The organism is Pantoea sp. X-Soil-YNGN-775, assembly GCF_059730575.1.
In genome coordinates this window covers 4,040,395-4,066,087 of sequence record NZ_AP035945.1, presented here as the reverse complement: position 1 = coordinate 4,066,087, position 25,693 = coordinate 4,040,395, and the positions used below count along the sequence as shown (strand labels likewise).

The following is a 25,693-nucleotide window of genomic DNA, read 5'->3' as shown; positions in this document are numbered from 1 at the left end:
TTGATAATCAGGAGTGCCATCATGCTCGATCCCTCTTTTTTCAGTTACGTGACCGTTATGTCGATTACGCCTGGCCCGAATAATTTGCTGCTGGCGACCTCAGGCGTTAATTTCGGCATGCGCCGCACGCTGCCGATGGTGTTTGGCATACTGGTGTGTTGTGCGCTGCAAACGGTGATCGCCGGGGTCGCGCTGGAGCTATTACTGCACTGGATGGCGGCGATTCGCCTGCCGCTGACGCTGGCAGGCTGCGCCTATCTGTTGTGGCTGTCGTGGAAGATTTTTCGGGCGGCGGCACCGGAAGCGCGCAGTAAACCGCAGCCCATGACGCTGCTGGGCGGCGCCTGTTTCCAGGCGATCAATCCCAAAGCATGGCTGATGGCGACCAATGTGGCACTGTTGTACAGCGCCAGCAGCGGCGTACTGACGGTGATGATCGGCTTTATGCTGCTGAATCTGCCCTGCATTTTGATCTGGGCTGCGCTCGGCGATCGCCTGCGCAGCCATCTGCAAATTGCCTGGAAGCGTCAGCTGTTTAACAGCCTGATGGCGCTGTCGCTGGTGGCGACCACCGTCTGGATGCTGACGGACGCGTTGCAGGCGGTTTAATCCGGTGCGCCGGGTGCCGTTGCCGACGGCCATTTCCAGTTCTGCACCTCCGGCACATCTTCACCGTGTTCACGCACGTAGCGATGATGTTCAGCGATGCGCTCCTGCAGATCGTCCAGCAGCTCAGGATGCGCATCAGCCAGCCCCGGCACGCGCAGGATCGCCTCCTGCGCCAGATGATAACGGTCAAGCTCATTCAGTACCGTCATATCGAAAGGCGTGGTGGTGGTTCCCTCTTCAATAAAGCCGCGCACGTGGAAGTTACGGTGATTATTGCGCTGATAGGTCAGCCGATGCACCAGCGTCGGATAGCCGTGGAAGGCGAAAATAACCGGTTTATCCACGGTAAACAGCGCATCAAACTCCTGGTCTGACTTGCCGTGTGGATGCTGCTCCTGGGTCTGCAGCGCCATTAAATCGACCACGTTAACCACCCTGATTCGCAGCGCGGGCAGATAGCCACGCAGCAGGTCAACCGCCGCCAGCGTTTCCATGGTCGGCACATCACCGGCACAGGCCATCACCACATCCGGTTCGGCATCGTCCGGCGTGGTACCGGCCCAGCGCCACTCTCCCATGCCCGCTTCGCAATGGCGAATCGCGCTCGGCATATCCAGCCACTGCGGCGCGGGCTGCTTACCGGCCACAATCACGTTGATGCGATCCCAGGTACGCAGACAGTGATCGCCAACCCATAACAGCGTATTGGCATCGGGCGGCAGGTAGATGCGCACGATATCGGCTTTTTTATTGGCAACGTGATCGATAAAGCCCGGATCCTGATGGCTGTAACCATTATGGTCCTGACGCCAGACGTGAGAAGAGAGCAGGTAGTTGAGCGAGGAGACCGGCTTACGCCAGCCCAGTTTGCGCGTCACTTTGAGCCACTTGGCATGCTGGTTAAACATCGAATCGACGATATGAATAAAGGCTTCGTAGCAGTTGAACAGGCCGTGACGGCCGGTCAGCAGATAGCCCTCCAGCCAGCCCTGACACTGGTGCTCGCTCAGGATCTCCATCACCCGGCCATCGCGTGCCAGCTGCTCATCGTAAGGTTCTATTGCTTCCAGCCAGGTGCGGCTGGTGGCATCAAATACGGGCGTCAGACGGTTAGAGGCGGTTTCGTCCGGGCCAAACAGGCGGAAGTTATCGAGGTTACGTTCAAACAGGACCCGCAGATAGCGGCCGAGCTGTTCGGTGGCCTGCGCCATCTGCGAGCCCGGCTCACCGGTATCGAAAGCAAATTCGGCAATATCTGGCGTATCCAGTTCGCGACGCAGCAGGCCGCCGTTGGCATACGGAGAGGCGCCCATGCGTTTATCGCCCTGCGGTGCCAGCGCCTGCAGCTCCGGTTTCAGCCGTCCCTGCTCGTCAAACAGATCGTCAGGCTGATAGCTTCGCATCCAGGCTTCGAGAATCTGACGATGACCTTCATCCTCACGGCAGGCCGCGACCGGCACCTGATGCGCCCGCCAGAAACCTTCCACTTTTTTGCCATCCACGGTTTTGGGGCCGGTCCAGCCTTTCGGGCTGCGCAGCACAATCATTGGCCAGCGCGGAACGCCGCTGCTGGCTTTGCCCGCGCGCGCCTGCTGCTGGAAGGCGGCTATTTTACTGAAGGCGTTATCCAGCGCTTGCGCCATCAGCGGGTGCATTTCTTCAGGCCGATCGCCGCTGACGAACAGCGGCTCATAGCCGTAACCGCTGAACAGCTGGCGCAGGTCTTCATCACTGCTGCGGCCGAGGAGGGTCGGATTGGCAATCTTGTAACCGTTGAGATGCAGAATCGGCAGCACCGCACCGTCCCGCGCAGGATTGAGGAATTTAATGCCGTGCCAGCTGGAGGCCAGCGGCCCGGTTTCCGCTTCGCCGTCGCCAATCACGCACGGCACAATCAGTTCCGGATGATCAAATGCTGCGCCAAACGCATGCGCCAGCGAGTAGCCCAGTTCGCCGCCTTCATTAATGGAGCCGGGCGTTTCCGGTGCCGCGTGGCTGGGAATACCGCCTGGAAAGGAGAACTGCTTAAACAGGCGTTGCATACCCGCTGCATCCTGGCTGACATGCGGATAAATTTCGCTGTAGCTGCCTTCCAGCCAGGTATTGGCGACCATGCCGGGACCACCATGACCCGGTCCGCAGACATAGATCAGATTCAGATCGCGCTGGCGAATAATCCGGTTGAGGTGAGCATAAATAAAATTCAGACCGGGCGTGGTGCCCCAGTGACCCAGCAGGCGGGGTTTGATGTGCTCTGGCTTCAGCGGTTCGCGCAGCAGTGGATTGTCCATCAGGTAAATCTGCCCGACAGACAAATAGTTAGCCGCGCGCCAGTAGCGGTCAAGAAGCTCGAATTCCGGTGCAACGTTGGGTTGAGACATGCCGTTTCCTTCTGAAAGTTCAGCTAAACGATCTCTTAACCCTAATAGAGAATAGGGCAGTCAACCAGGCGAGCGGCAAACAAAAAGGCCCCACAGCGGGGGCCTTGAGAGAGCAGGGACTGAATTACTTACCGACAACAAACGCGGTTTCGCGCCCTTCATCGTTGGCCGCCATCGGCGTGACCGGGGTGTAATCGAGCTGCAGAATACGGCTGGTTTCCGCCAGCACTTTCTCGGTCAGCGCCACGTCACCGTTCAGCTTGCGGCCCCAGGACGGAATAACGGCCCGGATTTTATTCTGCCATTCTGGCGATGCCATCTGCTCAGGGTAGACCTTATGCAGCAGCTCCAGCATGATCGGCGCAGCCGTTGAGGCTCCTGGCGAAGCACCCAGCAGCGCCGAAATCGAGCCATCCTGCGAGGCAACCACTTCGGTGCCAAGACGCAGTACCGCGCCCTCTTTCTCATCTTTTTTGATGATCTGCACGCGCTGACCGGCGGTGACTAAACGCCAGTCTTCCTGCTTCGCCTGTGGCACATAGGCGCGCAGGGCATCCATCCGATCGCGATCGCTTTGCAGCACCTGATCCATCAGATATTTCACCAGATCAAAGCTTTTCAGCCCGACTTTAACCATCGGCAGCATATTGCTGCTGTTCAGCGAGGTGAACATATCCAGCAACGAACCCTGCTTCAGGAACTTGGTGGAGAAGGTGGCAAACGGCCCGAACAGCAGCACCTGCTTGCCATCCAGCACGCGGGTATCGACATGCGGTACCGACATCGGCGGTGCGCCGACGCTGGCTTTGCCGTAGACCTTGGCCATGTGCTGCGCCACCACCTGCGGATTTTCAGTCACCAGGAATGAGCCGCCCACCGGAAAACCGGCATAGCCGTTGGCTTCCGGTACGCCTGCTTTCTGCAACAGCGGCAGCGCCGCGCCGCCAGCACCGATAAAGATATTTCTGGCGGTCAGGGTTCGGCGGGTGCCGCTTGCCAGACACTGCAGCGTAACCTGCCAGCGGCCATCGCTCAGCCGCGTCAGTTCACGCACTTCCTGACGCAGACGCAGACGAAAATTGTCTTTCTTTTCTAAAGAAGCGATCAGCTGGCGCGTCACTTCACCGAAATTGACGTCGGTTCCCATTTCGGTCCAGGTGGCCGCCACTTTCTGACTGCGGTCACGGCCTTTCATCACCAGCGGGATCCATTCGGCAATCTGCTGCGGATCTTCGGAGTAGGCCATGCCACGGAACAGGGTGCTTTTCTGCAATGCCTGAAAGCGTTTGCGCAGGAACGTGACATTGTCGTCGCCCCAGACAAAGCTCATGTGCGGCGTGCTGTGGATAAAGCTTTTTGGATTGCGCAGGTTGCCCTTCTGAACCTGTGAGGCCCAGAACTGACGGGAAATCATGAACGATTCGTTGATCGTCACCGCTTTGGAGATGTCGATGCTGCCATCGGCACGCTGTGGCGTATAGTTCAGCTCGGCCAGCGCGGCATGGCCGGTGCCTGCATTGTTCCAGCCATTGGATGACTCTTCTGCCACGCTGTCCAGCCGCTCTACCATTTCGATAGACCAGTCCGGTTCCAGATCCTGCAGCCATGCGCCCAGGGTGGCGCTCATCACGCCCGCGCCAATCAGCAACACGTCAACGTCTTTGCGCTCCTGCGCGGTAGTGGTGTCCTTTGCCATGGCACTCATCGCGAGCGCAAGGTTTACAGCTGAATTGCACATGAGGCGACATCTCCTCTTCTGTTGACCTGAAGCTCAACAGTTTTGCAGGCGAAATAGTCACGCTTCTTTCGAGCGCGTTGCGCTATTTCTCAAAGGTTAAGACTCAGGTATAGGTTAAAGCGGTGATAACGGGTTAACTGCACGTTATGCTTTGTCATGCGAATATAACATTCTCGCATCTGAATTAAACATTTGTTTATTTTTTAAATGCAGAAATGATTCAGCATAAGAATTAATCATAGCGGTCGCGGCAGTATAAGCGGATTTTTATCGATAACTCAGTGGGTTAACGGAATCGGTTGTTGCAGGAACGCGCCATTGTGGTGCAGCGCCTGCTGCGCGGGTAACCGAGAGGAATTATTTAATTCACTGAATTTCAGGCAGTTATCGGCGGGTAAGGAATAGTCTAAAAGTGCATCAACGGCGGTTTCAGGCACATGGTGTAAAAATAATGTTACATTTTTGTGAGGATGAAATGCGCGCGCCACGGCGCACGCATCGAACGGGATCACTGACCGGACACAGCTGCCGGGAGCTTTTTCAGACTGATTGCCATGCGGTTGTAGGTGTTCATCAGACCGATGGCGATATTCAAATCGACTATCTCTTTTTCGCTGAAGCAGGCCTGAAGGGCGGCATAATCCTCATCGGGTGCGCCCGCGCTGGCGATCAGCGTCAGGCACTCCGCCCAGCGCAGGGCCGCCTTCTCGCGATCGCTGAATAAATTCCCCGATTCATTCCACACTGCGGTCAGCACAATTTTATCCCAGCTCACCTCCGCTTTATGCAATGCTTTGCTGTGCATGTCGATGCAGTAGGCGCAGCCGTTAAGCTGCGAGATACGCAGGAACACCAGTTCCAGCAGGGTTAACGACAGGTCGGTTTGTGTCAGATAGTGATAAACACCACCGAGCGCTTTCATCCCAGCCGGGGCGACTTGATTAAAATCGATACGTTCACTCATTTTTTTGCCTCATTGATGTGGATTGAGGCGATTGTCGGTTTTTCCATGGAACAGTAAAAGTGCCAAAAAATGACGATTTAACTGGCCCATCGATCTTCACTACGCTAACGCTGAAACGCGGGCAGGCGCGGGGACTGAGTGAGCAGCTGCGGCAGCAGATTGAGCAGGCAATAATCGATCGGCGCTTGCCGCCGGGCGCACGGCTTCCTTCCTGCCGTGATTTAGCGGCCCAGCTCGGCGTCGCACGCGGTACGGTGCGCGCCAGCTATGACATGCTGGTGGATCGCCAGTTTCTGCAGACCCGGGGCGCGGCCGGCACCTTTGTGAACCCGCTGCCGATGCTGAGTGAGACGGCTGGTGCACAGGCAAAAGTGCAGGCTGGTGTGCATGCAGTACCGCTGTCACTGCGCGAGGGCGAAGAGAATGACGACTCGCCGCCCCTGACGTTCCAGATGGGCATCCCGGCCAGCGACAGCTTTCCGGCCAAAGTCTGGCTGCGCATTCTGCAACGTCAGACACGGGCGCTGGTCGGTAAACCGGCCAGTTACCCCGATCCACGCGGCACGCCGGCACTGCGTCAGGCACTGGTTGCCTGGCTGGCGGTGGCGCGCGGGGTACGCTGTCATGCCGATCAAATTTTTATCACCAACGGCTATGCCGGGGCGATGGGCCTGATTGGCCTGGCAATGGATTTTCAGGGGAAACAGGCGTGGCTGGAAGATCCAGGCTTTATGGTCGCCCGGCGGGCGATAGAAACCCTGCGGGTAAGGCCGGTTGCCGTGCCGGTCGACGCCGAAGGTTTGCAGGTTGAGGAAGGTCTGGCGCGGGCACCGGATGCGGCGTTTGCGCTGGTCACGCCGGGCCAGCAGGCACCGCTCGGCGTAACGATGTCGCCGGCACGCCGCCATGCGTTGCTTAACTGGGCCAGCCGCCAGCAGCGCTGGATCATTGAGGATGATTATCTGGGCGAACTGCAGCCCGGCCACCGGGCTGCACCGGCGCTGGCGGCGCTCGACAGTGAGGGCCGGGTGCTGCATATCGGCACCTTCAGCAAATCGCTGACGCCGCGCTTGCGGCTCGGCTTTTTAGTGGCGCCACCCGCTCTGGTCTCGCGCTTTGCGGATGTCAGTGCGCTGTTAGCCCCTGCATCGTCGGGACTGCTTCATGATGCGGTGGCGGTGTTCCTGCGGGAAGGGCACTTCATGCGGCATCTGCGGCGCATGAAGCGGGTCTACCATGAACGACTGGAGCAGATGATGGCCGCTCTGCAACCCCATTTTCCCGCGGTGCAACGTGCCGGGCTGTCGGTGATTGTCAGGTTGCCGGCCGGTACGCCGGATCGGCTGATTGCGCAGCAAGCATTGGCCTATGGTATGGCCCCGTCACCGCTGTCGATCTGGTATCAGCGCGACGAACAACGCTGCGCCGGACTGCTGCTCGGAGCGGCTCAGTTACCGCGAGACGGCTATGCGCGCAGCGCAGCCCGCCTGAAAGCGCTGGTCGATGCGCATACCGCCCGACTCAGCTGCTGAACCAGCGACGCCAGACGAAGCGAATCACAAAAAACTCCACCGTGCCCAGCAGTAAAAACCAGATACAGAACACCAGGGTGTAGAGCTGGTTAAGATCCTGCAAATGCAGCATCTGCTGCAGGTGCTGTGCCATTGACAGGCTAAAGGCTGGCGCAGGCAGCAGCAGGGCAGAGAGAAACCCCAACAGCAAAATGCCGCCAGGCACGATTAACGTTTCAAAAGGGTTATTCATAACGGGCATCCGGTAATAATAAGCCGGGCATTTTCCGGCAATCCGCGCTGGGGTTCAATCAGGGAATGCAGACGCTGCGGCCAGACAAGCCCGAAATCCGCCCGGAAAACCATCAGAAAATGCTTTGCCACCATCGACTTAGCGCGAAACATAGCGAATGATAAAAGTTATAGCCTTGGCTATACTTAAATCCATGATTTTACTGTCTTTTTATCTTTGCGGTTGCGTGGTAGACTGCGCGCACTTTTTCATTACTGAACACTTTGTGTGGTGAATACAGCGTGAATTGCCGCTTTTTCGCCCCAGGTGAATAAATCATGACCTTTATTGCCACCTTAATTCTTGCCCTGGGTATGTCGATGGACGCGTTTGCTGCTGCACTGGGCAAAGGTGCCACCTTGCATCGTCCTGGTTTTAAAGAAGCGCTGCGCACCGGTCTGATTTTTGGCTCAATCGAAGCCTTAACGCCGCTGATTGGCTGGGCGCTTGGCCTGGCCGCCAGTCGTTACATCATGGCGTGGGACCACTGGATCGCTTTTATTCTGCTGGCGTTTTTAGGCGGGCGGATGATGATGGAAGGTTTTCGTCAGACCGCCGTCGCTGAACCCTGCGAAGCGCCGCAAAGCCATGGCTTTATGGTACTGGCCACCACCGCAGTGGCGACCAGCCTTGATGCGCTGGCGGTCGGTGTGGGCCTGGCCTTCCTGCAGGTCAACATTATTACCACTGCGCTGACCATCGGGGCCGCTACCACCGTTATGGCCACCACCGGCGTGTTGGTGGGACGCTTTATTGGTCCGGTACTCGGCAAATGGGCGGAAGTGCTCGGCGGTCTGGTGTTGATAGCCGTCGGTGCGACCATCCTGCTGCAGCATCTTGGTCAGGCTGCTTAACGGCTTTTTGCGCATAAAAAGCGCAATTTTGTGATCCGGTTCAAAATTTATTGCCGATAAAACGCGCTGAAGTTATACTTTTCGCGTATTTCTTCAACTAATTTTGCATCAGGTGTCACATGAAACGCATTTTTAACTACGTGTTCCGCGCTTACGTCGAGACCTTCAAACACGTACCGCCGGGTGCGATGTACTAAGCACTCCGCAAGAAACCCTCGATAATCGCGGTCAGGGATCGACCGATGATTATCACTTTTTCTTCTGTTCCAGCCTCTCTGGTTAGCCTCATTCTGCTGTTCTGATTCGCTTATCGGCTGTTGTCATAAGCGTCGCCTCTGACTATACCCTCAGGTTATACCCCAGCATTAAACAAGCATTCGTCTCGCTGTCATCCGCATGAAATATTCAGCTCAGGCCCTATCACCTGTCTGAAAAAGAGAAACGTCATGCTGATCCCTCAACCCTATCTACTTTTCCTTGGCGATGTCACCGATCCGCTGGCGGCGAAAACGGCGCGCGGCATTCAGGTCTGGCGTCCGGAACAGTGCGTTGGCGAAATGTCCCTGCCCGGCTGTACCGTCAGTCTGGGACTTGAGACGCTGGACATTGTCAGTGCCAAAGCGCGCGGTGCGAAAACGCTGGTACTGGGAACCGCTAATGCCGGTGGCTATCTACCGGCACACTGGCTTGAAACCGTGACCGGCGCAATTAAAGCGGGCCTGAACGTGGCCAGCGGTTTGCACCATCGTCTGGCCGATGAGCCGGAACTGGTGGCGCTGGCGGCAGAACACGGGGTGGCGTTGTTTGATATCCGCCATATGCGGCCAGCACTGACGGTCGGCAGCGGTAAAAAACGTAGCGGCAAACGGGTACTAACGGTGGGCACCGACTGCTCTGTTGGCAAGATGTACACCTCACTGGCCCTGGAAGCGGCGATGCGCGATCGCGGCATGAAGGCGGATTTCCGCGCCACCGGCCAGACCGGCATTCTGGTAGCCGGTGAGGGTATCGCGATTGATGCAGTGATCGCTGACTTTATCGCCGGGGCCGCCGAAGCGCTGTCACCGGCGAATGAAGACGATCACTGGGATATTGTCGAAGGTCAGGGCTCGTTGTTTCACCCCTCTTATGCGGGCGTCAGCATGGGGCTGATTCACGGTGCGCAGCCGCACTGGCTGGTGATGTGTCATGAGATGGGACGTCCGCATATGCGCCACCTGCCGCATCAGCCGATGGTCAGTCTGGCAGAGTGTGTGGAAGCCAATTTGCGGGCGGCCAGCGTAACCAGTGATCAGGTGAAGCTGGCCGGATTCGCCCTCAACACCTCCGGTTACGGTGAACAGCAGGCCCGCGACTATTGCGCACAGGTCAGTGCAGAATTTGGCGTGCCGGCTACCGATCCGGTGCGGTTTGGTATTGATGCCATCGCGGCACTGTTGCAGGAACGTGGCTGAGATGCGCCGCATGCAGATCGCGGTGGCTGAACTGCCGCTGGCGAAGCCCTTTGCAATTTCACGCGGCACCCGCACTGCCGTCACGGTGATTCGCGTCACGCTGGAGCAGGACGGTTTTATTGGTCTCGGCGAGTGCACGCCGACGCCGCGCTACGGCGAAAGTATCGCCAGCGTCAGTGCGCAGCTGGCGGCACTGCAAAGCGAAATCGAAGCCGGACTGAGCCGTGCGGCGTTACAGAATCGACTGGCGGCAGGCGCGGCGCGCAACGCGCTGGACTGTGCCCTGTGGCGGCTCAATGCCGCCCGGGCCAGAGAGACGCTCTGGCAGCAAACCGGCCGTGAAAAGCCACATGCTGTGGTAACAGCGGAGACCCTGAGTCTGGACAGCATTGAACGCATGGCGAGTGCCGCCGCGGACGCCGTATCACGGGGCGCACTGCTGCTGAAAATCAAACTCGACCACCAGCACATTGTCGGGAAAGTGGCGGCCATCCGCGCCGCTGCTCCCGAGGCGACGCTGATTATCGACGCCAATGAGGCCTGGCACGGTCTCGATCTGCCTTCGCTCTTCACCGCCCTGCAGGCGTATGACATCGCCATGATTGAGCAGCCCTTACCAGCGGGTCAGGATAGCGAGTTACTGGATTTTCCCCATCCGATTCCCGTTTGTGCTGATGAAAGCTGCCATACCGTGGCGGATATCGCCGCGCTGCGGCATCGCTACGAAATGATCAACATCAAGCTCGACAAGTGCGGCGGCCTGACGGAGGCGCTGGCGATGGTGGCCGCCGCCCAACAGCAGCACATGCGCCTGATGGTGGGCTGCATGCTTGGCTCATCGCTGGCGATGGAGGCGGCACTGCCGGTAGCAATCGGCGCAGAGTATGTCGATCTTGATGGGCCAATCTGGCTGGCGGCTGACAGCTCGCCCTTCCTCTCGTATTCGCAAGGCCGTATCTGGCTTTAACGCACCCGGAGCAACGATGACGGACACTTCTTCTCTTAATCCGACCGCCCGGAGTGCCGCTGCGCCGGTTCTCACCATTGACAATCTTTGCGTCAGTTTCCGCGGACGCAGCGGCGTACACCGGGCGCTGAATGGCATCTCGTTTGAGATCAACCCTGGCGAAATCGTCGCGGTAGTGGGGGAAAGCGGATCGGGAAAATCTGTTACATCTCTGGCCATTATGGGGCTGTTAGCCGCCTCAGCGCGCACCGAACGCGGCTCAATTCTGTTTCGCGATCGCAGCGGTAAGCAGCACGATCTCAGCACCCTCAGCGAAGAACAACGACGCAAGCTGCGCGGCCGCGAAATGGCAATGATCTTTCAGGAGCCGATGACCTCGCTGAATCCGGTATTGCGGGTAGGCGACCAGCTGACGGAGGCGCTGCGCGATCACCAGCTGTGCGATAACGCGCAGGCGACAGCGCGGGCCCGAACATTGCTGCAGCAGGTACGGATAGCAGATGTTGATCGGGTGATGAAAAGTTACCCGCACGCACTCTCCGGCGGCATGCGGCAACGGGTAATGATTGCGCAGGCGCTGGCCTGCGATCCGCAATTGCTGATCGCCGATGAGCCGACTACCGCGCTGGATGTCACCGTTCAGGCGCGCATCCTGCACATCCTGCGCGATTTGCAGCAGCAGAAGCAGATGGCGGTGCTGTTTATCACCCATGATATGGGCGTGGTGGCAGAGGTCGCCGATCGGGTGGTGGTGATGTATCGCGGTAACGTGGTCGAACAGGGCCCGGTAGCGGAGATCTTCAGCGCGCCTCAGCATGACTACACCAAAGCGTTATTAGCCGCGGTGCCGAAGCTGGGTGATATGCGCGAGCATGCCTGGCCGCAACGTTTCCCGCTGCTGGGCGCGGCCGCGACGCCCGCCGGCAGCCAGAAAACCGCCCGCTATGACCAGCAGCCGCTGCTCGACGTGCGCGGCCTGAAAGTGTACTTCCCGGTTCGAAGCGGCATTTTCTCAGCGCTGACGCATCGGGTTCACGCGGTGGAGCAGATTGACTTCAGGCTGTGGCCAGGTGAAACGCTGGCAATTGTCGGTGAAAGTGGCTGCGGTAAATCGACCACCGGACGGGCGCTGATGCGTTTGCTGACCAGCGAGGCGGAAAGCATCTATTTTCAGGGCAACGAAATCGCCACGCTGAAGGAGGCGCAGTTTCAGCCGCTGCGTCGTGAAATACAGATGGTGTTTCAGGACCCTTATGCCTCACTCAATCCCCGGCTGACCGTTGGCTTCACCATTGCCGAACCGCTGCTGTTGCACGGGCTGGTCTCCTCGCTCAGCGAAGCCACACCGCAGGTTGAGGCACTGCTGAAAAGTGTCGGTCTGTCCCCTGAGCACGCCCAACGTTATCCCCATGAGTTTTCCGGCGGTCAGCGTCAGCGTATCGCCATTGCCCGCGCCATGGCGCTGCGGCCCAAAGTGATCATCGCCGACGAAGCGGTGTCCGCGCTGGATGTGTCAATACAGGCACAGGTGGTGAACCTGATGATGGATCTGCAACAGCAAACCGGCGTGGCATGGATTTTCATCTCGCACGATATGGCCGTGGTGGAACGCATCGCCAACCGTGTGGCGGTGATGTACCTCGGGCAGATTGTCGAGATTGGCCCGCGTCAGTCACTGTTTAACCAGCCACAGCATCCTTATACCCAACGACTGCTGGCCTCGGTGCCGGTGGCCGATCCGCTCAGCCGTCCGGTTCGTCAGTTTGATGACAGTGAAATCCCCTCGCCGCTGCGCAGGGCAGGAGAGACGGTAGAAAAAAACCGTTACCGCCAGGTCGCGCCCGATCACTGGGTGGCCGAATCCCCTTTGTTGCGTTAATTCATCAATACCAGGAGACACCATGAAGCCATTATTACGTCGCACTACTCTTGCCACGGGATTGCTATTGTCTCTGGCCACCGTCGCCGCGCAGGCACAGGATTTGCGCATTTCAATGTATGCCGATATTACCGGTCTGGATCCGCACGATACCTCCGACAACATCAGCTACTCGGTGCAAAGCGGCATTTTCGAACGTCTGTTCCAGTTCGATGCCCGAATGACGCTAACCCCCTGGCTGGCGACCGGCTACACCAGTAATGAAGATGCTACCCGGTTCACCCTCACGCTGCGGCAGGGCGTGACGTTTCAGGATGGCACCCCCTTTAATGCGGAGGCGGTGAAAGCCAACCTCGATCGCCTGGCCGACCAGAGCAAAGGGCTGAAGCGTAATAGCCTGTATCGCATGATTAAAACCGTTACCGTGCTGGCACCCGATAAAGTGCAGATCGACCTTAACCAGTCATTTGGTGCGTTTATTAATACGCTGGCGCATCCATCAGCGGTGATGTGGAGCCCGGCGATCCTCAGCCAGTATCCGCAGGAGGCGCAGCTGCGGCTGCATCCGGTCGGCACCGGTCCGTTCCGGTTTGTGGCGTGGCAGCCGGGCAAAACCGTCAGCATGGTGAAATATGACGGCTACTGGAAAACCGGCTGGCCGAAAGTCGACAAGGTAATTTTCTCGCCGAGTCCGGAAGATGCGACCCGGGTGGCGGCACTGAAGTCCGGCCAGGTTGATGCGATCTATCCGCTGCCGTCAGACCTGATTGGCACGGTGCAGAGCGACACGAAGCTGGCTATTCAGCGCGATCCCAGCATTTACCTCTACTACATGGCGATCAATACCCAACACAAAGCGCTGGCTGATGTGCGGGTTCGTCAGGCGATTAACTACGCCATCGACCGCTCGCTGTGGCTGAAAGTCGGTTTCGCCGGAATGGGCACGCCCGCCCGTTCAGCCATCCCCGAGGGTGTCCAGTTCTATCAGCCACAGAGTGAGCCCAACTATCGCTATGCGCCGGATGAAGCCAAAAAGTTGCTGCAGGCGGCGGGTTACGGTCAGGGACTGGACCTTAAACTGTGGTGTACCAATGCCACGGCCAGCGTCCGGGCTGCGCAGTTCCTGAAGGCGCAACTGGCGACGGTCGGTATCCGCGTCACGGTCACCCCGATGGATTCCGGTAGCCGCAACGCGAAGCTGTGGGGTGTGAAGGATCCAAAGCAGGCGGAGTTTGACCTCTATTACGGTGGCTGGTCGACCTCAACCGGCGATGCTGACTGGGCGTTGCGTCCGCTGTTCGCCACCGAATCCTGGGTGCCGACCTCCTATAACGTCTCCTATTACAGCAATCCGGCTGTGGATAAAGCGATCGCCGGCGGACTGGCTACCGCCGACCCGGCAAAACGCGCCGCTGCTTACGCTGAGGCGCAGACCCTGCTGTGGAAAGCGGCCCCCATCGCCTTCCTTGGTACGCCCGATAACTTAGTCGGCAAACGCAAAGGGCTGAACGGCGTGTCGATGCTGCCGGACGGTAACCTGCTGTTTAACCAGGCCGCGTTTGAATAAGTGAGTGTGCGGCCGCCCGCCGCTGATAGCGCCAGCGGGCAACCGTGCATAGCGGCTTTCACTGAGTCAACCGAAAGGATCGCCATGTTCGCCTATATCCTCCGACGACTGCTGGAAATGATCCCGGTTCTGCTGGTGGTTTCATTACTGGTTTTTGGCTTTATTAAACTGCTGCCAGGCGATCCGGCGCGCATCTATGCCGGGCCGGATGCGCCAATCGAGGCGGTGGAAGCTGCCCGTCAGCATCTCGGCCTTAACGATCCGCTGCCGCAGCAGTATCTGCACTGGATCGCGGGCCTGCTGCGCGGCGACCTGGGCGTCACCTATCGCACTCAACAGCCGGTAACCGAGGTGATCCGGCAGGGCTTTATGCCCACGCTGTGGCTGGCGCTGGCGGGTTTCAGCTGGTCGGTGCTGCTGGGCCTGATGCTCGGCGTTATCGCGGCGTTGCGGCGTGGCAAGTGGCTCGACTGGACGCTGATGAGTCTGGCGGTTGGCGGGATCTCAATGCCCGCATTCTGGCTCGGACTGCTGCTGATTCAGTTCGTCGCCATGCCGTTTGGCCTGTTCTCAGTCAGTGGCTTCAGTCAGCCATCCGATTTGATCCTGCCTGCGATTACGCTCGGCTCGTCGGTCGCCGCGGTGATGGCGCGTTTCACCCGCTCGGCGTTTCTTGAAGTCGCCCAGGAGGACTACGTACGCACCGCCCGGGCGAAAGGTTTACGTCAGCGGCTGGTCACCTGGAAACACGTGATGCGTAATGCGTTGATCCCGGTGATCACCATGCTTGGCCTGCAGTTTGGTTTTCTGCTGGGGGGATCGATCGTGGTCGAAAGCGTCTTCAACTGGCCCGGACTGGGCTGGTTGTTGATCGAGTCGATCAAGTCGCAGGATCAGCCCGTGATCCAGGCGCTGGTGATGCTGTTCGTGTTCGAATTTATCGCCATCAATCTGCTGGTTGATCTGCTTTACGCGGTGGTCAATCCCGCGATTCGTCTGAAATAGGAGACGCTGATGAGCGAAACTCTCTCTGTTGCGGTGCCGGAAGCGATTCGGTCGCCGTGGCGCGATTTTCTGCATGCGTTGGTGCGTAACCCGCTGGCGCTGGTCTCTGGCGGATTTGTGCTGCTGTTGCTGCTGGTGGCGCTATTCGCGTCCTGGCTGGCACCCTGGGATCCGATGGCACCGGACTGGATGGCCCTGTCAGCGCCGCCTTCCGCCGCGCACTGGATGGGCACCGACGACCTGGGGCGCGACGTGATGAGCCGGATTATCTACGGCGCGCGCATCTCGCTCTACGTCGGCGTGGTCTCTGTCACGCTCGGCATGCTGGTGGGGATCGTGCTGGGCCTGCTGGCTGGCTACTACGGCCGCTGGGTAGATATGCTGATCATGCGCGGCTCGGATGTGCTGTTCGCTTTTCCGGGCATGCTGCTGGCAATTGCAGTGGTGGCGATTCTTGGGCCTGGTCTGAACAATGTGATCATTGCCGTCGCGGTATTCAGCGTGCCGGTGTTTGCGCGCATCGTACGGGCCTCCACCCTGTCGCTAAAGCAGGCGGCCTACGTTGAAGCAGTGCGCTGCGCCGGTGCGCCGGATCGGGTGATTCTGCTGCGCCATATTTTGCCGGGTACGCTGCCTAACGTTATTGTCTATTTCACCCTGCGTATCGGCACCAGCATTCTCACCGCCGCCGGGTTAAGTTTTATCGGCCTCGGACCGGAGCCGGATGTGCCGGAATGGGGCAACATTCTTGCCATGAGTCGCAGCATGATGATGGCGGGTGCCTGGCACGTCAGTGTCTTTCCCGGGCTGGCGATCTTTATCACCGTACTGGCGTTTAACCTGCTGGGCGATGCCCTGCGAGACACGCTGGACCCGAAACTGAAGAGCTGAGGATGAATTTTCAACAGATGCAGCGTGATGTGCTGCTACAACGCTGGCGCAGCGAGCGTCAGCTTGGCCTGCCGCGCAGCACGCCAGGTGAACACAATCGGATCAGCGATGTGCCAGGCGTGCGCGTCGGCCATTTTACGCTGGATCAGGGTGAGCAACAGAGTGGGGTGACGGCGATCATGCCGCCGGGCGATAACCTGTTTAGTCAGCCGCTACCCTGTGGCGCGGCGGTATTTAACGGCTTTGCCAAGCCGGTAGGACTGGTGCAGCTGGAGGAGTTAGGGCTGCTGCAAACGCCGATTCTGCTCAGTAACACGCTGGCCGTTGGCACGCTGTTCACCACTCTGGTACGGGATGCTATCCGGCGCAATCCCGAGCTGGGCCGCAGTTTACCCACGGTGAATCCGCTGGCGCTGGAGTGCAACGATGGCTGGCTCAACGACATTCAGGCGCTGGCGATCACTGAAACGATGGCGCAGCAGGCGATGGCGAGTGCCAGCGTGGAGTTTGCCCGTGGCAGCGTCGGGGCCGGTCGCGGCATGAGCTGTTTCAGTCTGAAAGGCGGGATTGGCACAGCTTCACGTTGCATTGAACCGCTTAACGCTTCGCTCGGGGTACTGGTGCTGGCTAACTTCGGCGCGCTGACGGCATTAACCCTGGACGGCGTTCGCCTCGGCGAGATGATTGCGCCACTGTTGCCCGAACTGGCACCTCAGCGGGATGCCGGCTCGATCATTATCATCATGGCGACGGATGCGGCGCTGGATGCGCGTCAGCTGAAACGGCTGGCGCGTCGGGCCGGGGCCGGTTTAGGCCGTCTCGGCAGCTACTGGGGTCACGGCTCCGGAGATATTGCCGTCGCCTTTTCCACTCAGCCGTCACCCCAGCCACCTGACGATGCGAGGCTGGAGCCGCTGCTGGCCGCCGCGGCGGATGCCACCGAGCAGGCGGTGCTGGATGCCTTACTTTGCGCCACTGCAGTGACCGGCTTTCGCGGTCATCATCGTCCGGCGCTGTCTGAGGTGCTGGATCAGCTGGTTTCACACGGAGAAGCGATGCGATGAGAATTTTTATTTCTGCCGATATTGAAGGAATTGCCGGGGTGATGCGCCCGGAACAGTGTGCGCCGGGCCATGCCGAACATCAGCTGGCACGCGGCCTGATGGAGCAGGAGGTGAATGCCGCCATCGACGGGGCCTTTGCCGCCGGAGCAACCGAGGTGGTGGTGGCCGACAGCCATGCGCAGATGACCAACCTGCGGGCAGAGCAGATCGACAGCCGCGCCCGGCTGGTACAGGGTAAACCGCGCGGCCTGTCGATGGTGGAGGGGCTGCAACAGCAACGCTTCGACGGCATGATGTTTATTGGCTTTCACAGCGCCGCCGGCGAAGCTGGCGTGCTGGCACACACCATCAACGGGCGGGCATTCTGGCGTATTGAGGTCAACGGTCGGGTGATGGGAGAGAGCGATCTCTATGCCACCGTCGCCGCAGAGTACGGTACCCCGCTGTGGCTGGTAAGCGGCGACGATTGTCTGCAACGCTGGATCGGCGAGCACTATCCTGCGGTGGATTATGTGGCGGTAAAACGGGCGATTTCCCACACCTGCGCTGAATCACTCAGTCCGCAGGCGGCGCAGCAGGCAATCCGCACGGCGGCTGAACAGGCGGTGCGTCGCGCTGACCGCCAGCCAGTCTCGTTACTGACCGCGCCGTATCAGCTGCGGCTGCAGGCCAGTAAACCGGTGCTGGCCGATTTGTTCAGCCTGATCCCCGGCGTGACGCGGCTCGATGCGGTCACGGTCGGTTATCAGGCTGACGCGATGGCAACGCTGATCGGGTTACTCAGTGCATTTTCTTACCTCGCCAGCACCCAGAATTAAACACCGGAGATCCGATGAGCAGAACTCTGTACGATTTTCTGCGCGACATTTGTTACCCTGCGCGGCTCTTTGCTCAGTAAAATCTGAAAATACGCGATTACAACGAGGCAGCAATGCAGCTTTGCAGTTTTTATCTTCCTGACCAGGACAAAAAAAGTTTCGGCCTCGTGCTGGAGGAGGGCGTGGTCGATCTGGGTCTGCGGTTCGGTTCCGCCTGCCCGGATCTCAAAACCTTTCTGACCCGTTCATCGCTGGCCGATCTCAGCGCTTTTCACGCCGTGCCGGTCGATTATCCGTTTAGCGCCATCCGCTTTCTGCCGGTAATTGAGAACCCGGGCAAGGTGTTTTGCGTCGGGATGAACTACGCCGATAAACGAAAAGAGTTTGCCGAGACGCTCGATGCGCCGACGCTGTTTGTGCGTTTCGCCGACTCGCTCACCGGGCATCAGCAGCCGCTGCAAAAGCCTGCTACTACTCAGGAGTTCGACTTTGAAGGTGAGCTGGCGGTGATCATCGGCAAAGCAGCCCATCAGGTCAGCGCCACCAACGCGCTGGAGGCGGTGGCGGGCTACAGCTGCTTTATGGATGCAACGGTGCGCGACATGCAGTTTACCTGGTTTACCGCCGGCAAAAACTGGCCGCAGACCGGCGGCTTTGGCCCGTGGATGACCACTGCGGATGTCATCCCCGATCCGCAGCAGCTGGCGATCAAAACCTGGCTAAACGGACGGGAAGTGCAGAATGATACCACCGGCAGTATGGTGCACCCGGTAGCAAAAATTATTGAATATATTTCGGCCTTCAGTCCGCTGTCGCCCGGCGATGTGATTATTACCGGATCGCCGGGTGGCGTCGGTAAAAAACGCACCCCGCCGCTGTTTATGTTCTCCGGCGATGTGGTCGAAGTCGAAATTGAGAAGATCGGCCGCCTGCGCAATACCATTGCCTGATCGCGACAGTGGCCGCCCGCTTCATTCGGGTGAGCGCTGAAAAGTGACCACCCGGCTCCGGCTCAGCTGGAGCCGGATGCGGTCCTCGTGACGTTGAATCACAAAGCGTTTTTGCCACGGGCCATCTTTGCCGCTGGCCAGTACCCGATCCTGCCCCAGCGACCGCAGCGTGGCGGTCTGTGCTGCCGGGCCGATTCCCATCGTCAGACGATCGCCGGTCACCTGCAGTTCTGCCTGCTGTGCTGGCGCATACCAGCGACCCTGTAGCGCCGCTATGTCAGCATCATCTGGCTGCACCGGCAGAAAGCGCCGGGCGACATGACCGATCTCGCCGACAACCGCCGTGCCCTGCTGGCGCAATCGCAGCGGAAAGGTACTGGAGAGTGAAATGGCATCGCCGTGCACCTCATCACGCCGCAGCGTGTCGCTCGCGCCGAGCCAGGTCGCGGTGTCGCCAGCGATCTCCAGCCAGTCCGCCTGGGGTGCCTCAGCGACATACAGCCCTGGCCGCAGATCGTGACCCTGTTGCGGTAAAGAGCGATTGAGCAGGGCCGCCATCACCCGCAGGGCATTTTCTGAGGTCACCGTATCTTCCCGATTGGAAACCAGTGCCACCCCGAGCCGCAACTCCGGATGCAGCAGAAAATAACTTTTATAGCCGGCGTGTGAGCCGCCATGACCAAACACCGTCTGACTTCCAAGCGTGCTGCTGGTCAGCCCAAGGCCATAGCCGCTGGTGCGCCCATCGGTCAGCAGGCGCGGGGCGCTAAGACGTTGCAGTACGCCCGTGCCCGGTCCGCTGTCGGCCAGCAGAGATTGCAGCCAGCGCGTCAGGTGACGCAGGCTGCCCGCCACGCTGCCGGAGGCGGAGAGATGCAGTCCGGCACTGGCCAGCAGCCAGCGCTGACCATCATGCCAGTACCCCGGCACCAGCCCCGGCACCACGTCAAACCAGCTGTCAGCGGCGGTCAGCTCAATGCCCAGCGGATCGCAGATATACTGTTGCAGCAGCGCATCAAAACTGACGCTTTTGGCATTCAGCGCCGCCTCCACCAGCCGGTAACCGGTATTGGTGTAAGAGATCTCACTGCCTGGCGGATAGTTCAGCGCGCCCTCACTGGCGATATAACGCAGCAGCACGTCAGGTTGGGTGGCGTTATAGAGTGACAATCCCAGCAGCGACAGACTTTCGCGGGTATCGGGCAGGCCGCTGCTCATATCCAGCGCCTGACCGACGGTAACCTGGCCGTTTGCGCCCTGTAGCTGCGGCAGATGATCGACCAGTTTATCCTCAAGCGATAGGTAATGGCGGCCGGGGCCGGTCACCAGCGCACTAAACAGATGCTTGGTGATCGAGGCGACGCGCACCACGCTATCGAGGCTGAACGGGGTTTGCTGGGCCAGATCCGCCAGTCCGGCGCAGTGGGCGCTGTGTATCTGCCCGGCATCAAACAGCACGATTGCGCCGCCGGGCGCACCAGGCTGCTGCCAGCGCTGGGTAATCTGTTGGGCGACGTCTGCTGCGCGTTGCCAGTGGGCTGTCATGCCGGCTCCTCAAGCGTCATGCTGAGATCAAAAAGTTGGGCAGTGTGCGGATGCTGAATACGCCCGGCACGCAGGTCGTCTGTGCTTAACTGCTCGACCATTTTACCGTGCTGCATTACGCCAATCCGCTGACACAGGTGCGCCACCACCGCCAGATTATGTGTCACCATAATGTAGGTTAATTTACGTTCAGTACGCAAATCACTGAGCAAGTTGAGGATTTCCGCCTGCACCGACACATCCAGCGCGGAGGTCGGTTCATCCAGTAACAGCACTTCCGGCTCGGCGATCAGCGCCCTGGCGATAGCGACGCGCTGGCGCTGGCCGCCAGACAGCTGATGCGGATAACGAAAGCGCAGTGCGGCGGGCAATCCCACTTCATTCAGCGCCTGACTGATACGCTGCTCGGCGCGATCGATACGGTGAACCAGCAGCGGCTCGTGCAGGATGCGGTCAAGGGTCTGACGGGGATGCAACGATCCGTAAGGGTCCTGAAACACCATCTGCACCTGACGATAAAAATTGCGGCCACGACGCGCATCCAGCGCCAGACCGCCAAAGGTCATGCGGCCGCGCCAGGCGTGGTTCAGTCCGGCCAGCGCGCGCAGAATGGTCGATTTACCCGAACCGCTTTCGCCCACCAGACCAAAGCTTTCGCCGTTAGCCACCGTAAAACTCACGCCTTTCACCACCTCCTGCCCGGCAAAGGCGACGCGCAAATCATCAATGTCTATCATGTCGCCTCCTCACCGCGCCAGGCCGCATCGCGTTGTAATACTGGTAAACGCGCCCGTGGATGGCGCAGGGAAGGCAGGCAGGCCAGCAGTCCCTGGGTGTAGGGATGGCGCGCCTGATGCAGTTCGCCGGCATTCAGCAGCTCGACAATCCGACCGGCATACATCACCGCCACCCGGTCGCAGAAGTGCGACACCAGCGGTAAATCATGGCTGATCAGAATCAGCCCCATACCGCGGGCGGACACCAGTTCATCGATCAGTTTGAGGATCTCCGCCTGCACCGTAGCGTCTAGCGCGCTGGTGGGTTCATCGGCAATCAGTAGTTCGGGATCGGGGGCCAGCATCATCGCAATCATCACCCGCTGACCCATCCCGCCTGAAACTTCATGCGGATAGCGTTTCGCGACGGCTGCCGCATCATGAATCTTCACCTGTTCAAGCAGGCCGATGGCCGCCAGCATCGCAGCTCGACGGTTACCGCCTTTATGCTCCCGCCAGGCTTCAGCGATTTGCTGACCAATGGTCATCACCGGATTAAGCGAATATTTGGGGTCCTGCAGAATAAACCCGACGCGCTTACCGCGCAGGGTGCGCATCACTTTTTCACTGGCACCGCGCAGGTCGATGCCGTCAAAGCGCAGCACATCGGCGCTCACCTCCGCCTGGCCCGGCAGCAGTTGCATCAGGCTGCGGGCCGTGAGCGACTTACCCGAGCCACTTTCACCGACGATGGCAAACTTCTCTTTGCCGACGCTGAAGCTGACGCCGCGCACCGCCTCCACGGTTTCGCTGCGACTGCGGAAGGCCACGCGCAGGTTTTCAATTTCAACCAGCATTTAGCGCTCCTTTGGATCGAGGACGTCGCGCAGACCGTCGCCCAGAAAATTAAACGCCAGCGAAGTCAGACAGATAGCGATGCAGGGCATCAGCGGCACCCACCATTCACTGAACAAAAAGCGGCGCGCGGTGGCGATCATCGTGCCCCATTCCGGCGAAGGCGGCTGGGCACCCATCCCGAGAAAGCCCAGGCTGGCGGCGGTGATAATAATGGAACTCATATCCAGCGTGACGCGCACAATCAGGCTGGGCACGCACAGCGGCATAATGTGACGCAGAATAATGCGCAGCGGTGACGCGCCGGTAATCCGGCTGGCGGCAATGAAGTCGCTGTGACGAAACTGCAGGGTTTCGGCGCGGGCCAGCCGGGCATAGGGCGGCCAGGAAGTCAGGGCGATGGCCAGAATCGCACTTTCGACGCCCGGCTTCAGCGCGGCGACAAACGCCAGCGCCAGAATCAGACGCGGAAACGCCAGGAAGATATCGGTGATGCGCATCAGCGCTTTGTCGATCACGCCGCCGCAGTAGCCGGCAACGCAGCCAATCAGCAGGCCGAGTGGGGCCGTCAGCAACACCACGGCAATCACCATACCGAGCGTGGTGCGCCCGCCATAGATAATGCGGGTCCAGACATCGCGTCCCAGTTCATCCGTACCCAGCCAGTGCTCCGCTGACGGAGCGGCAAGGCGGTTTTCCAGATGTTGCGCACCCGGCTCACCGCCGCTCAGCAGCGGCGCGAACAGCGCCAGCATCAGCATCAGCAGAATCACCACCAGACCGGCGACGGCCAGCGGATTACTGCGCAGGTTAAGCCACAGGCGATAGCGACGGCCCCACACCGCCTGACGGCGATTCGCGGGGCTGTCATCAAGCAGCCAGCTACGGGAGAAAAAAGTCATTTTACGCGAGGATCCCAAAGTCGATAGAGCAGGTCAGCCAGCTGATTCAGCAGCACGTACACCGCCCCCACCAGTAGCGTTGCGCCGACCACCGGGTTCATGTCGGCATTCATTAGTGAGGTGGTGAGATACTGGCCAAGGCCGGGCCAGGAGAAGACATTTTCAGTGACTACCGCGCCCTCCAGCAGCCCGGCGTAAGTCAGCGCCAGTACCGTCACCAGCTGCACTGCCACCGTCGGAAAGGCGTGCCGCCAGATCACGCGTCGCGAAGATAATCCCTTGGCGCGAGCGGTAATGACGAATTCACCGCTTAATGCATTGAGCATGAAGGTGCGGGTCATGCGGGTGATGTACGCCATGCTGAAATAAGCGAGGATCAGTACCGGCTGCGCCATATGCGCCAGCGCGTCCCAAAAGGCGTCATATTCTCCCGCCAGCAGCGAATCGATGGTAAGAAAACCGGTCACCTGCGGCACCATATCCTGCCAGATAATATCCTGCCGCCCCGGTCCCGGCGCGATGCCCAGCACCGCGTAAAACAGCAGCAGGCTAAGCAGCGCCAGCACGAACACCGGTAAGGAGTGACCGGCAAGGCAGATCACGCGAATAGTCTGGTCAATCCATGAATGCTGGCGCACCGCAGCCCACACGCCGAGCGGAATGCCAGTCAGCGCCGCGAGAATAATGGCCGCGGTTGCCAGCTCCATGGTGGCCGGAAAAAAGCGCGCAATGTCACTGAGTACCGGATTCGAGGTCAGCACCGAACGCCCCAAATCGCCGTGCAGCAGCTGATTGAGGTAGTGCCCAAACTGGACGTAGAGCGGCTGATCCAACCCCATCTCCGCCCGCACCCGTTCCACCACTGCCTGGGGGGCGTTATCACCGACCGCAGCCAGCACCGGATCGGTGGGCATGACTCTGCCAATGAAAAAGGTCAGCACCGCCAGACCAGATAGCGTCAGCATCAGGCTGCCCAGCGTATTGAGGCCCTGTTTTAACGCCGGCATCAGGCTTTTTTCACCTGCTGATAAGGCCACTGCTCCAGCACGCTAAGATGCACCTCCGAGACGTTTTTGGTGCTGGCCACGGTTTGTACCTGCTGCATCATAAAAATGAACGGGCTCTTTTCACGACCGAGCTGCTGAATTTGCTGATAGAGCGCGATGCGTTTCGCGGCGTCGCTTTCATGCAATGCCTGATGCGTCAGTTGGTTGAACCGATCGTCAGACCAGCCGCAGCGCCACGCCAGCGTACGGTTACGTGCGTTAGTGCTGTTATCGGTGTTGACGCAGAACGCTTCGGTGTTGGAGTTGGGGTCGAAGTAATCCGCGCCCCAGGAGGTGATCGCCAGCTGATGCTGACGGGCGCGCATTTTGGTCAGCACCTGACGATTTTCAGAGGCGATCAGCGACACCTTAATGCCAATTGCCGCCAGCTGGGTTTGAACCGCCTGGGCAATATCCGGATAAGGCTGCATCGAATAGTGGTCGAGCGTGATTTCAAACCCATCCGGATAACCCGCTTCCGCCAGCAACGCTTTGGCTTTGCCGACATCTTTATGAAACGGTGTGTCGTCGAGTGCAGCAGGAAACCCTAGCGGCAAAAAGCTCTGATGCACGGTGTAGGTCAGCGCCAGAATATTTTTCTGGATGCTGTCATAGTCCAGCGCCCACTTGATTGCCTGCCAGACCTGCGGCTTTGCCAGTTCGGGATGCGTAGTGTTGCAGGAGATCAGCATAATCGCCGACAGCGGCTGCCTGACCAGTGCGACGCTGGCATCCTGAGTCAGCGGTTTGAGCTGTTCGGTGGTGAGATCGTAAGCCACATCGACATCGCCTTTTTTGAGCATCAGCGCCTGGGCAGCCGGGTCGGCAATATGTTTCAGGATCACCCGTTTGATGGTGCTCGGGCTGGCAAAGTGGGGATTGCGTTCGAGAATTACGCTTTCGCTGGCTTTCCAGCCGCGCAGTGTAAAGGCACCAGACCCGGCGCTATGCTGCTTCAGCCAGCCATTACCGAGGTCATTTTGCTGCTGATTCGCCAGACAGGCTTGCTTCGACACAATGCTGCCGACGGTGGCGGAGAGGCAGTAGAGCAGAAAGGTTTCAGAGGCGGGCGCCTCAAGGGTCATTTCCAGCGTATGCGCATCTTTTGCCGTCACCCGCTGATCGACGTTTTCTTTTGTAAAGCCGAACTGATTGATAATAAACGCCGGACTCTTATCCAGTTTGACGATGCGTTGCAGGGAAAAAGCCGCATCCTCCGCCGTCACGGCCGATCCATCGGCAAAGGTCGCTGCGGGATCGAGGAAAAAGGTAAAGACGCGGCTGTCGCTGCTGACCTGCCAGCTTTTCGCCAGCTGGCCAATCACTTTATCAGCCTGTACCGGGTCAGCCATCACCAGACGTTGATAGAGATTGCCGCAGATCTGCCCGCCGGTCGCTTCGAAGCTTTCATGTGGGTCGAGGCTGGTCATATTGTCCAGCTGCATTGCCATCACCAGCATGCTGGCGGGGGCGGCGGCGAAGGCCGAATTCTGGCTCAGCCAGCAAACCACGGGAACGGCACTGCATCCTGCGAGAAAACGTCTTCTGGTGACCATGCTATCTCCAAGTAATTGATTATAAATGTAAAGTTAAGCTGTAACGTCGCGTTATTGTCTTGACATCCCACCCTGAGCAGAGGATTAATAGAAATCTCATGCGGTTTCAGCGCGGCTGGAACTGCCTCT

At 59.2% G+C, this 25,693-nt stretch carries 24 protein-coding genes; 13 read left to right on the top strand and 11 right to left on the bottom strand.

The features are described 5' to 3' along the window. Positions 1-21 precede the first annotated feature (21 nt). On the top strand, positions 22-609 hold the full coding sequence (locus AC6I8I_RS19120; RefSeq protein ID WP_497828198.1) for a LysE family translocator: 588 nt from the start codon (positions 22-24) through the stop codon (positions 607-609). Here AC6I8I_RS19120 and AC6I8I_RS19115 read toward each other — a convergent pair. The 4 genes from AC6I8I_RS19115 to AC6I8I_RS19100 all read right to left on the bottom strand — a co-directional run bounded on the left by AC6I8I_RS19115 (position 606) and on the right by AC6I8I_RS19100 (position 5,692). Beyond that, on the bottom strand, positions 606-2,990 hold the full coding sequence (locus tag AC6I8I_RS19115; protein WP_497828197.1) for a phosphoketolase family protein: 2,385 nt from the start codon (positions 2,988-2,990) through the stop codon (positions 606-608). The two genes, AC6I8I_RS19120 and AC6I8I_RS19115, sit on opposite strands and share 4 nt — an antisense overlap. Positions 2,991-3,114: 124 nt before the next feature. Further along, positions 3,115-4,728, bottom strand: coding sequence for a malate dehydrogenase (quinone) (mqo, locus tag AC6I8I_RS19110; RefSeq protein WP_497828196.1), 1,614 nt, complete (start codon positions 4,726-4,728; stop codon positions 3,115-3,117). A gap of 278 nt (positions 4,729-5,006) precedes the next feature. Then, complete coding sequence (locus tag AC6I8I_RS19105) at positions 5,007-5,240, bottom strand: hypothetical protein (RefSeq protein WP_497828195.1); 234 nt, start codon at positions 5,238-5,240, stop codon at positions 5,007-5,009. After that, positions 5,237-5,692 (bottom strand): carboxymuconolactone decarboxylase family protein, encoded by a 456-nt coding sequence (locus AC6I8I_RS19100; protein WP_312054142.1) that lies wholly within the window; start codon positions 5,690-5,692, stop codon positions 5,237-5,239. The genes AC6I8I_RS19105 and AC6I8I_RS19100 overlap by 4 nt, the downstream gene beginning before the upstream one ends. Positions 5,693-5,751: 59 nt before the next feature. Here AC6I8I_RS19100 and pdxR point away from each other — a divergent pair, with 59 nt between their 5' ends. After that, a complete protein-coding gene (gene pdxR, locus AC6I8I_RS19095; RefSeq protein ID WP_497828194.1) occupies positions 5,752-7,224 on the top strand; it encodes a MocR-like pyridoxine biosynthesis transcription factor PdxR in 1,473 nt (490 codons plus the stop codon). Here pdxR and AC6I8I_RS19090 read toward each other — a convergent pair. Further along, positions 7,214-7,456, bottom strand: coding sequence for a DUF1158 domain-containing protein (locus AC6I8I_RS19090; RefSeq protein ID WP_312054145.1), 243 nt, complete (start codon positions 7,454-7,456; stop codon positions 7,214-7,216). The genes pdxR and AC6I8I_RS19090 overlap by 11 nt on opposite strands. 317 nt (positions 7,457-7,773) lie before the next feature. On the opposite strand from AC6I8I_RS19090, the gene mntP reads away from it, so the two are divergent. The 11 genes from mntP (at position 7,774) to AC6I8I_RS19035 (ending at position 18,944) form a co-directional block, all read left to right on the top strand. Beyond that, positions 7,774-8,349, top strand: coding sequence for a manganese efflux pump MntP (mntP, locus tag AC6I8I_RS19085; protein ID WP_031377046.1), 576 nt, complete (start codon positions 7,774-7,776; stop codon positions 8,347-8,349). Positions 8,350-8,468: 119 nt separating this feature from the next. Beyond that, positions 8,469-8,546, top strand: coding sequence for a stress response protein AzuC (gene azuC / locus AC6I8I_RS19080; RefSeq protein WP_122983632.1), 78 nt, complete (start codon positions 8,469-8,471; stop codon positions 8,544-8,546). 249 nt (positions 8,547-8,795) lie between these two features. Further along, positions 8,796-9,803: an N-acetyltransferase DgcN gene (gene dgcN, locus AC6I8I_RS19075; RefSeq protein ID WP_312054148.1), complete on the top strand. Its 1,008-nt coding sequence runs from the start codon at positions 8,796-8,798 to the stop codon at positions 9,801-9,803. Position 9,804: 1 nt separating this feature from the next. Further along, positions 9,805-10,770 carry an N-acetyl-D-Glu racemase DgcA gene (gene dgcA / locus AC6I8I_RS19070; protein WP_312054150.1) on the top strand — a complete coding sequence of 322 codons (966 nt, stop codon included), beginning with the start codon at positions 9,805-9,807 and terminating at the stop codon, positions 10,768-10,770. A gap of 16 nt (positions 10,771-10,786) precedes the next feature. Next, entirely contained in the window at positions 10,787-12,649 is a 1,863-nt protein-coding gene (locus AC6I8I_RS19065; RefSeq protein ID WP_312054152.1) for an ABC transporter ATP-binding protein, read from the top strand. A 22-nt stretch (positions 12,650-12,671) separates the two neighbouring features. After that, positions 12,672-14,216, top strand: a complete 1,545-nt coding sequence (locus tag AC6I8I_RS19060; protein WP_312054154.1) for a glutathione ABC transporter substrate-binding protein — start codon at positions 12,672-12,674, stop codon at positions 14,214-14,216. An 84-nt stretch (positions 14,217-14,300) separates the two neighbouring features. Further along, positions 14,301-15,221 (top strand): ABC transporter permease, encoded by a 921-nt coding sequence (locus AC6I8I_RS19055; RefSeq protein ID WP_312054156.1) that lies wholly within the window; start codon positions 14,301-14,303, stop codon positions 15,219-15,221. Between the two features lie 9 nt (positions 15,222-15,230). After that, positions 15,231-16,112 (top strand): ABC transporter permease subunit, encoded by an 882-nt coding sequence (locus AC6I8I_RS19050; protein WP_312054157.1) that lies wholly within the window; start codon positions 15,231-15,233, stop codon positions 16,110-16,112. A gap of 2 nt (positions 16,113-16,114) precedes the next feature. Then, positions 16,115-17,176 (top strand): DmpA family aminopeptidase, encoded by a 1,062-nt coding sequence (locus tag AC6I8I_RS19045; protein WP_312054158.1) that lies wholly within the window; start codon positions 16,115-16,117, stop codon positions 17,174-17,176. Beyond that, positions 17,173-17,994: a M55 family metallopeptidase gene (locus AC6I8I_RS19040; RefSeq protein WP_312054159.1), complete on the top strand. Its 822-nt coding sequence runs from the start codon at positions 17,173-17,175 to the stop codon at positions 17,992-17,994. The genes AC6I8I_RS19045 and AC6I8I_RS19040 overlap by 4 nt, the downstream gene beginning before the upstream one ends. 113 nt (positions 17,995-18,107) lie before the next feature. After that, a complete protein-coding gene (locus AC6I8I_RS19035; protein WP_312054160.1) occupies positions 18,108-18,944 on the top strand; it encodes a fumarylacetoacetate hydrolase family protein in 837 nt (278 codons plus the stop codon). A 21-nt stretch (positions 18,945-18,965) separates the two neighbouring features. On the opposite strand, the gene AC6I8I_RS19030 is transcribed toward AC6I8I_RS19035, so the two are convergent. The 6 genes from AC6I8I_RS19030 to AC6I8I_RS19005 are packed head-to-tail and all read right to left on the bottom strand — an operon-like array spanning position 18,966 to position 25,564. Then, positions 18,966-20,489 (bottom strand): serine hydrolase domain-containing protein, encoded by a 1,524-nt coding sequence (locus AC6I8I_RS19030; protein ID WP_497828193.1) that lies wholly within the window; start codon positions 20,487-20,489, stop codon positions 18,966-18,968. After that, positions 20,486-21,226: an ABC transporter ATP-binding protein gene (locus AC6I8I_RS19025; protein WP_312758764.1), complete on the bottom strand. Its 741-nt coding sequence runs from the start codon at positions 21,224-21,226 to the stop codon at positions 20,486-20,488. Before AC6I8I_RS19025 ends, AC6I8I_RS19030 begins: the two co-directional genes overlap by 4 nt. Continuing rightward, positions 21,223-22,062: an ABC transporter ATP-binding protein gene (locus AC6I8I_RS19020; RefSeq protein WP_312054164.1), complete on the bottom strand. Its 840-nt coding sequence runs from the start codon at positions 22,060-22,062 to the stop codon at positions 21,223-21,225. The genes AC6I8I_RS19025 and AC6I8I_RS19020 overlap by 4 nt, the downstream gene beginning before the upstream one ends. Then, a complete protein-coding gene (locus AC6I8I_RS19015; RefSeq protein ID WP_497828192.1) occupies positions 22,063-22,962 on the bottom strand; it encodes an ABC transporter permease in 900 nt (299 codons plus the stop codon). Continuing rightward, positions 22,959-23,969, bottom strand: coding sequence for an ABC transporter permease (locus AC6I8I_RS19010; RefSeq protein ID WP_312054168.1), 1,011 nt, complete (start codon positions 23,967-23,969; stop codon positions 22,959-22,961). The genes AC6I8I_RS19015 and AC6I8I_RS19010 overlap by 4 nt, the downstream gene beginning before the upstream one ends. Continuing rightward, positions 23,969-25,564, bottom strand: a complete 1,596-nt coding sequence (locus tag AC6I8I_RS19005) for an ABC transporter substrate-binding protein (protein WP_312054170.1) — start codon at positions 25,562-25,564, stop codon at positions 23,969-23,971. The genes AC6I8I_RS19010 and AC6I8I_RS19005 overlap by 1 nt, the downstream gene beginning before the upstream one ends. Positions 25,565-25,693 lie beyond the last annotated feature (129 nt).

Coding starts and splice junctions, on each gene's coding strand:
- dgcN (WP_312054148.1), top strand. CDS start 8,796: ATGCTGATCCCTCAACCCTATCTACTTTTCCTTGGCGATGTCACCGAT.
- AC6I8I_RS19115 (WP_497828197.1), bottom strand. CDS start 2,990: ATGTCTCAACCCAACGTTGCACCGGAATTCGAGCTTCTTGACCGCTAC.
- AC6I8I_RS19010 (WP_312054168.1), bottom strand. CDS start 23,969: ATGCCGGCGTTAAAACAGGGCCTCAATACGCTGGGCAGCCTGATGCTG.
- AC6I8I_RS19025 (WP_312758764.1), bottom strand. CDS start 21,226: ATGATAGACATTGATGATTTGCGCGTCGCCTTTGCCGGGCAGGAGGTG.
- AC6I8I_RS19090 (WP_312054145.1), bottom strand. CDS start 7,456: ATGAATAACCCTTTTGAAACGTTAATCGTGCCTGGCGGCATTTTGCTG.
- AC6I8I_RS19035 (WP_312054160.1), top strand. CDS start 18,108: ATGCAGCTTTGCAGTTTTTATCTTCCTGACCAGGACAAAAAAAGTTTC.
- AC6I8I_RS19065 (WP_312054152.1), top strand. CDS start 10,787: ATGACGGACACTTCTTCTCTTAATCCGACCGCCCGGAGTGCCGCTGCG.
- mqo (WP_497828196.1), bottom strand. CDS start 4,728: ATGTGCAATTCAGCTGTAAACCTTGCGCTCGCGATGAGTGCCATGGCA.
- AC6I8I_RS19100 (WP_312054142.1), bottom strand. CDS start 5,692: ATGAGTGAACGTATCGATTTTAATCAAGTCGCCCCGGCTGGGATGAAA.
- AC6I8I_RS19020 (WP_312054164.1), bottom strand. CDS start 22,062: ATGCTGGTTGAAATTGAAAACCTGCGCGTGGCCTTCCGCAGTCGCAGC.
- azuC (WP_122983632.1), top strand. CDS start 8,469: ATGAAACGCATTTTTAACTACGTGTTCCGCGCTTACGTCGAGACCTTC.
- AC6I8I_RS19030 (WP_497828193.1), bottom strand. CDS start 20,489: ATGACAGCCCACTGGCAACGCGCAGCAGACGTCGCCCAACAGATTACC.
- AC6I8I_RS19015 (WP_497828192.1), bottom strand. CDS start 22,962: ATGACTTTTTTCTCCCGTAGCTGGCTGCTTGATGACAGCCCCGCGAAT.
- AC6I8I_RS19050 (WP_312054157.1), top strand. CDS start 15,231: ATGAGCGAAACTCTCTCTGTTGCGGTGCCGGAAGCGATTCGGTCGCCG.
- AC6I8I_RS19040 (WP_312054159.1), top strand. CDS start 17,173: ATGAGAATTTTTATTTCTGCCGATATTGAAGGAATTGCCGGGGTGATG.
- mntP (WP_031377046.1), top strand. CDS start 7,774: ATGACCTTTATTGCCACCTTAATTCTTGCCCTGGGTATGTCGATGGAC.
- AC6I8I_RS19045 (WP_312054158.1), top strand. CDS start 16,115: ATGAATTTTCAACAGATGCAGCGTGATGTGCTGCTACAACGCTGGCGC.
- AC6I8I_RS19120 (WP_497828198.1), top strand. CDS start 22: ATGCTCGATCCCTCTTTTTTCAGTTACGTGACCGTTATGTCGATTACG.
- AC6I8I_RS19005 (WP_312054170.1), bottom strand. CDS start 25,564: ATGGTCACCAGAAGACGTTTTCTCGCAGGATGCAGTGCCGTTCCCGTG.
- AC6I8I_RS19055 (WP_312054156.1), top strand. CDS start 14,301: ATGTTCGCCTATATCCTCCGACGACTGCTGGAAATGATCCCGGTTCTG.
- AC6I8I_RS19060 (WP_312054154.1), top strand. CDS start 12,672: ATGAAGCCATTATTACGTCGCACTACTCTTGCCACGGGATTGCTATTG.
- dgcA (WP_312054150.1), top strand. CDS start 9,805: ATGCGCCGCATGCAGATCGCGGTGGCTGAACTGCCGCTGGCGAAGCCC.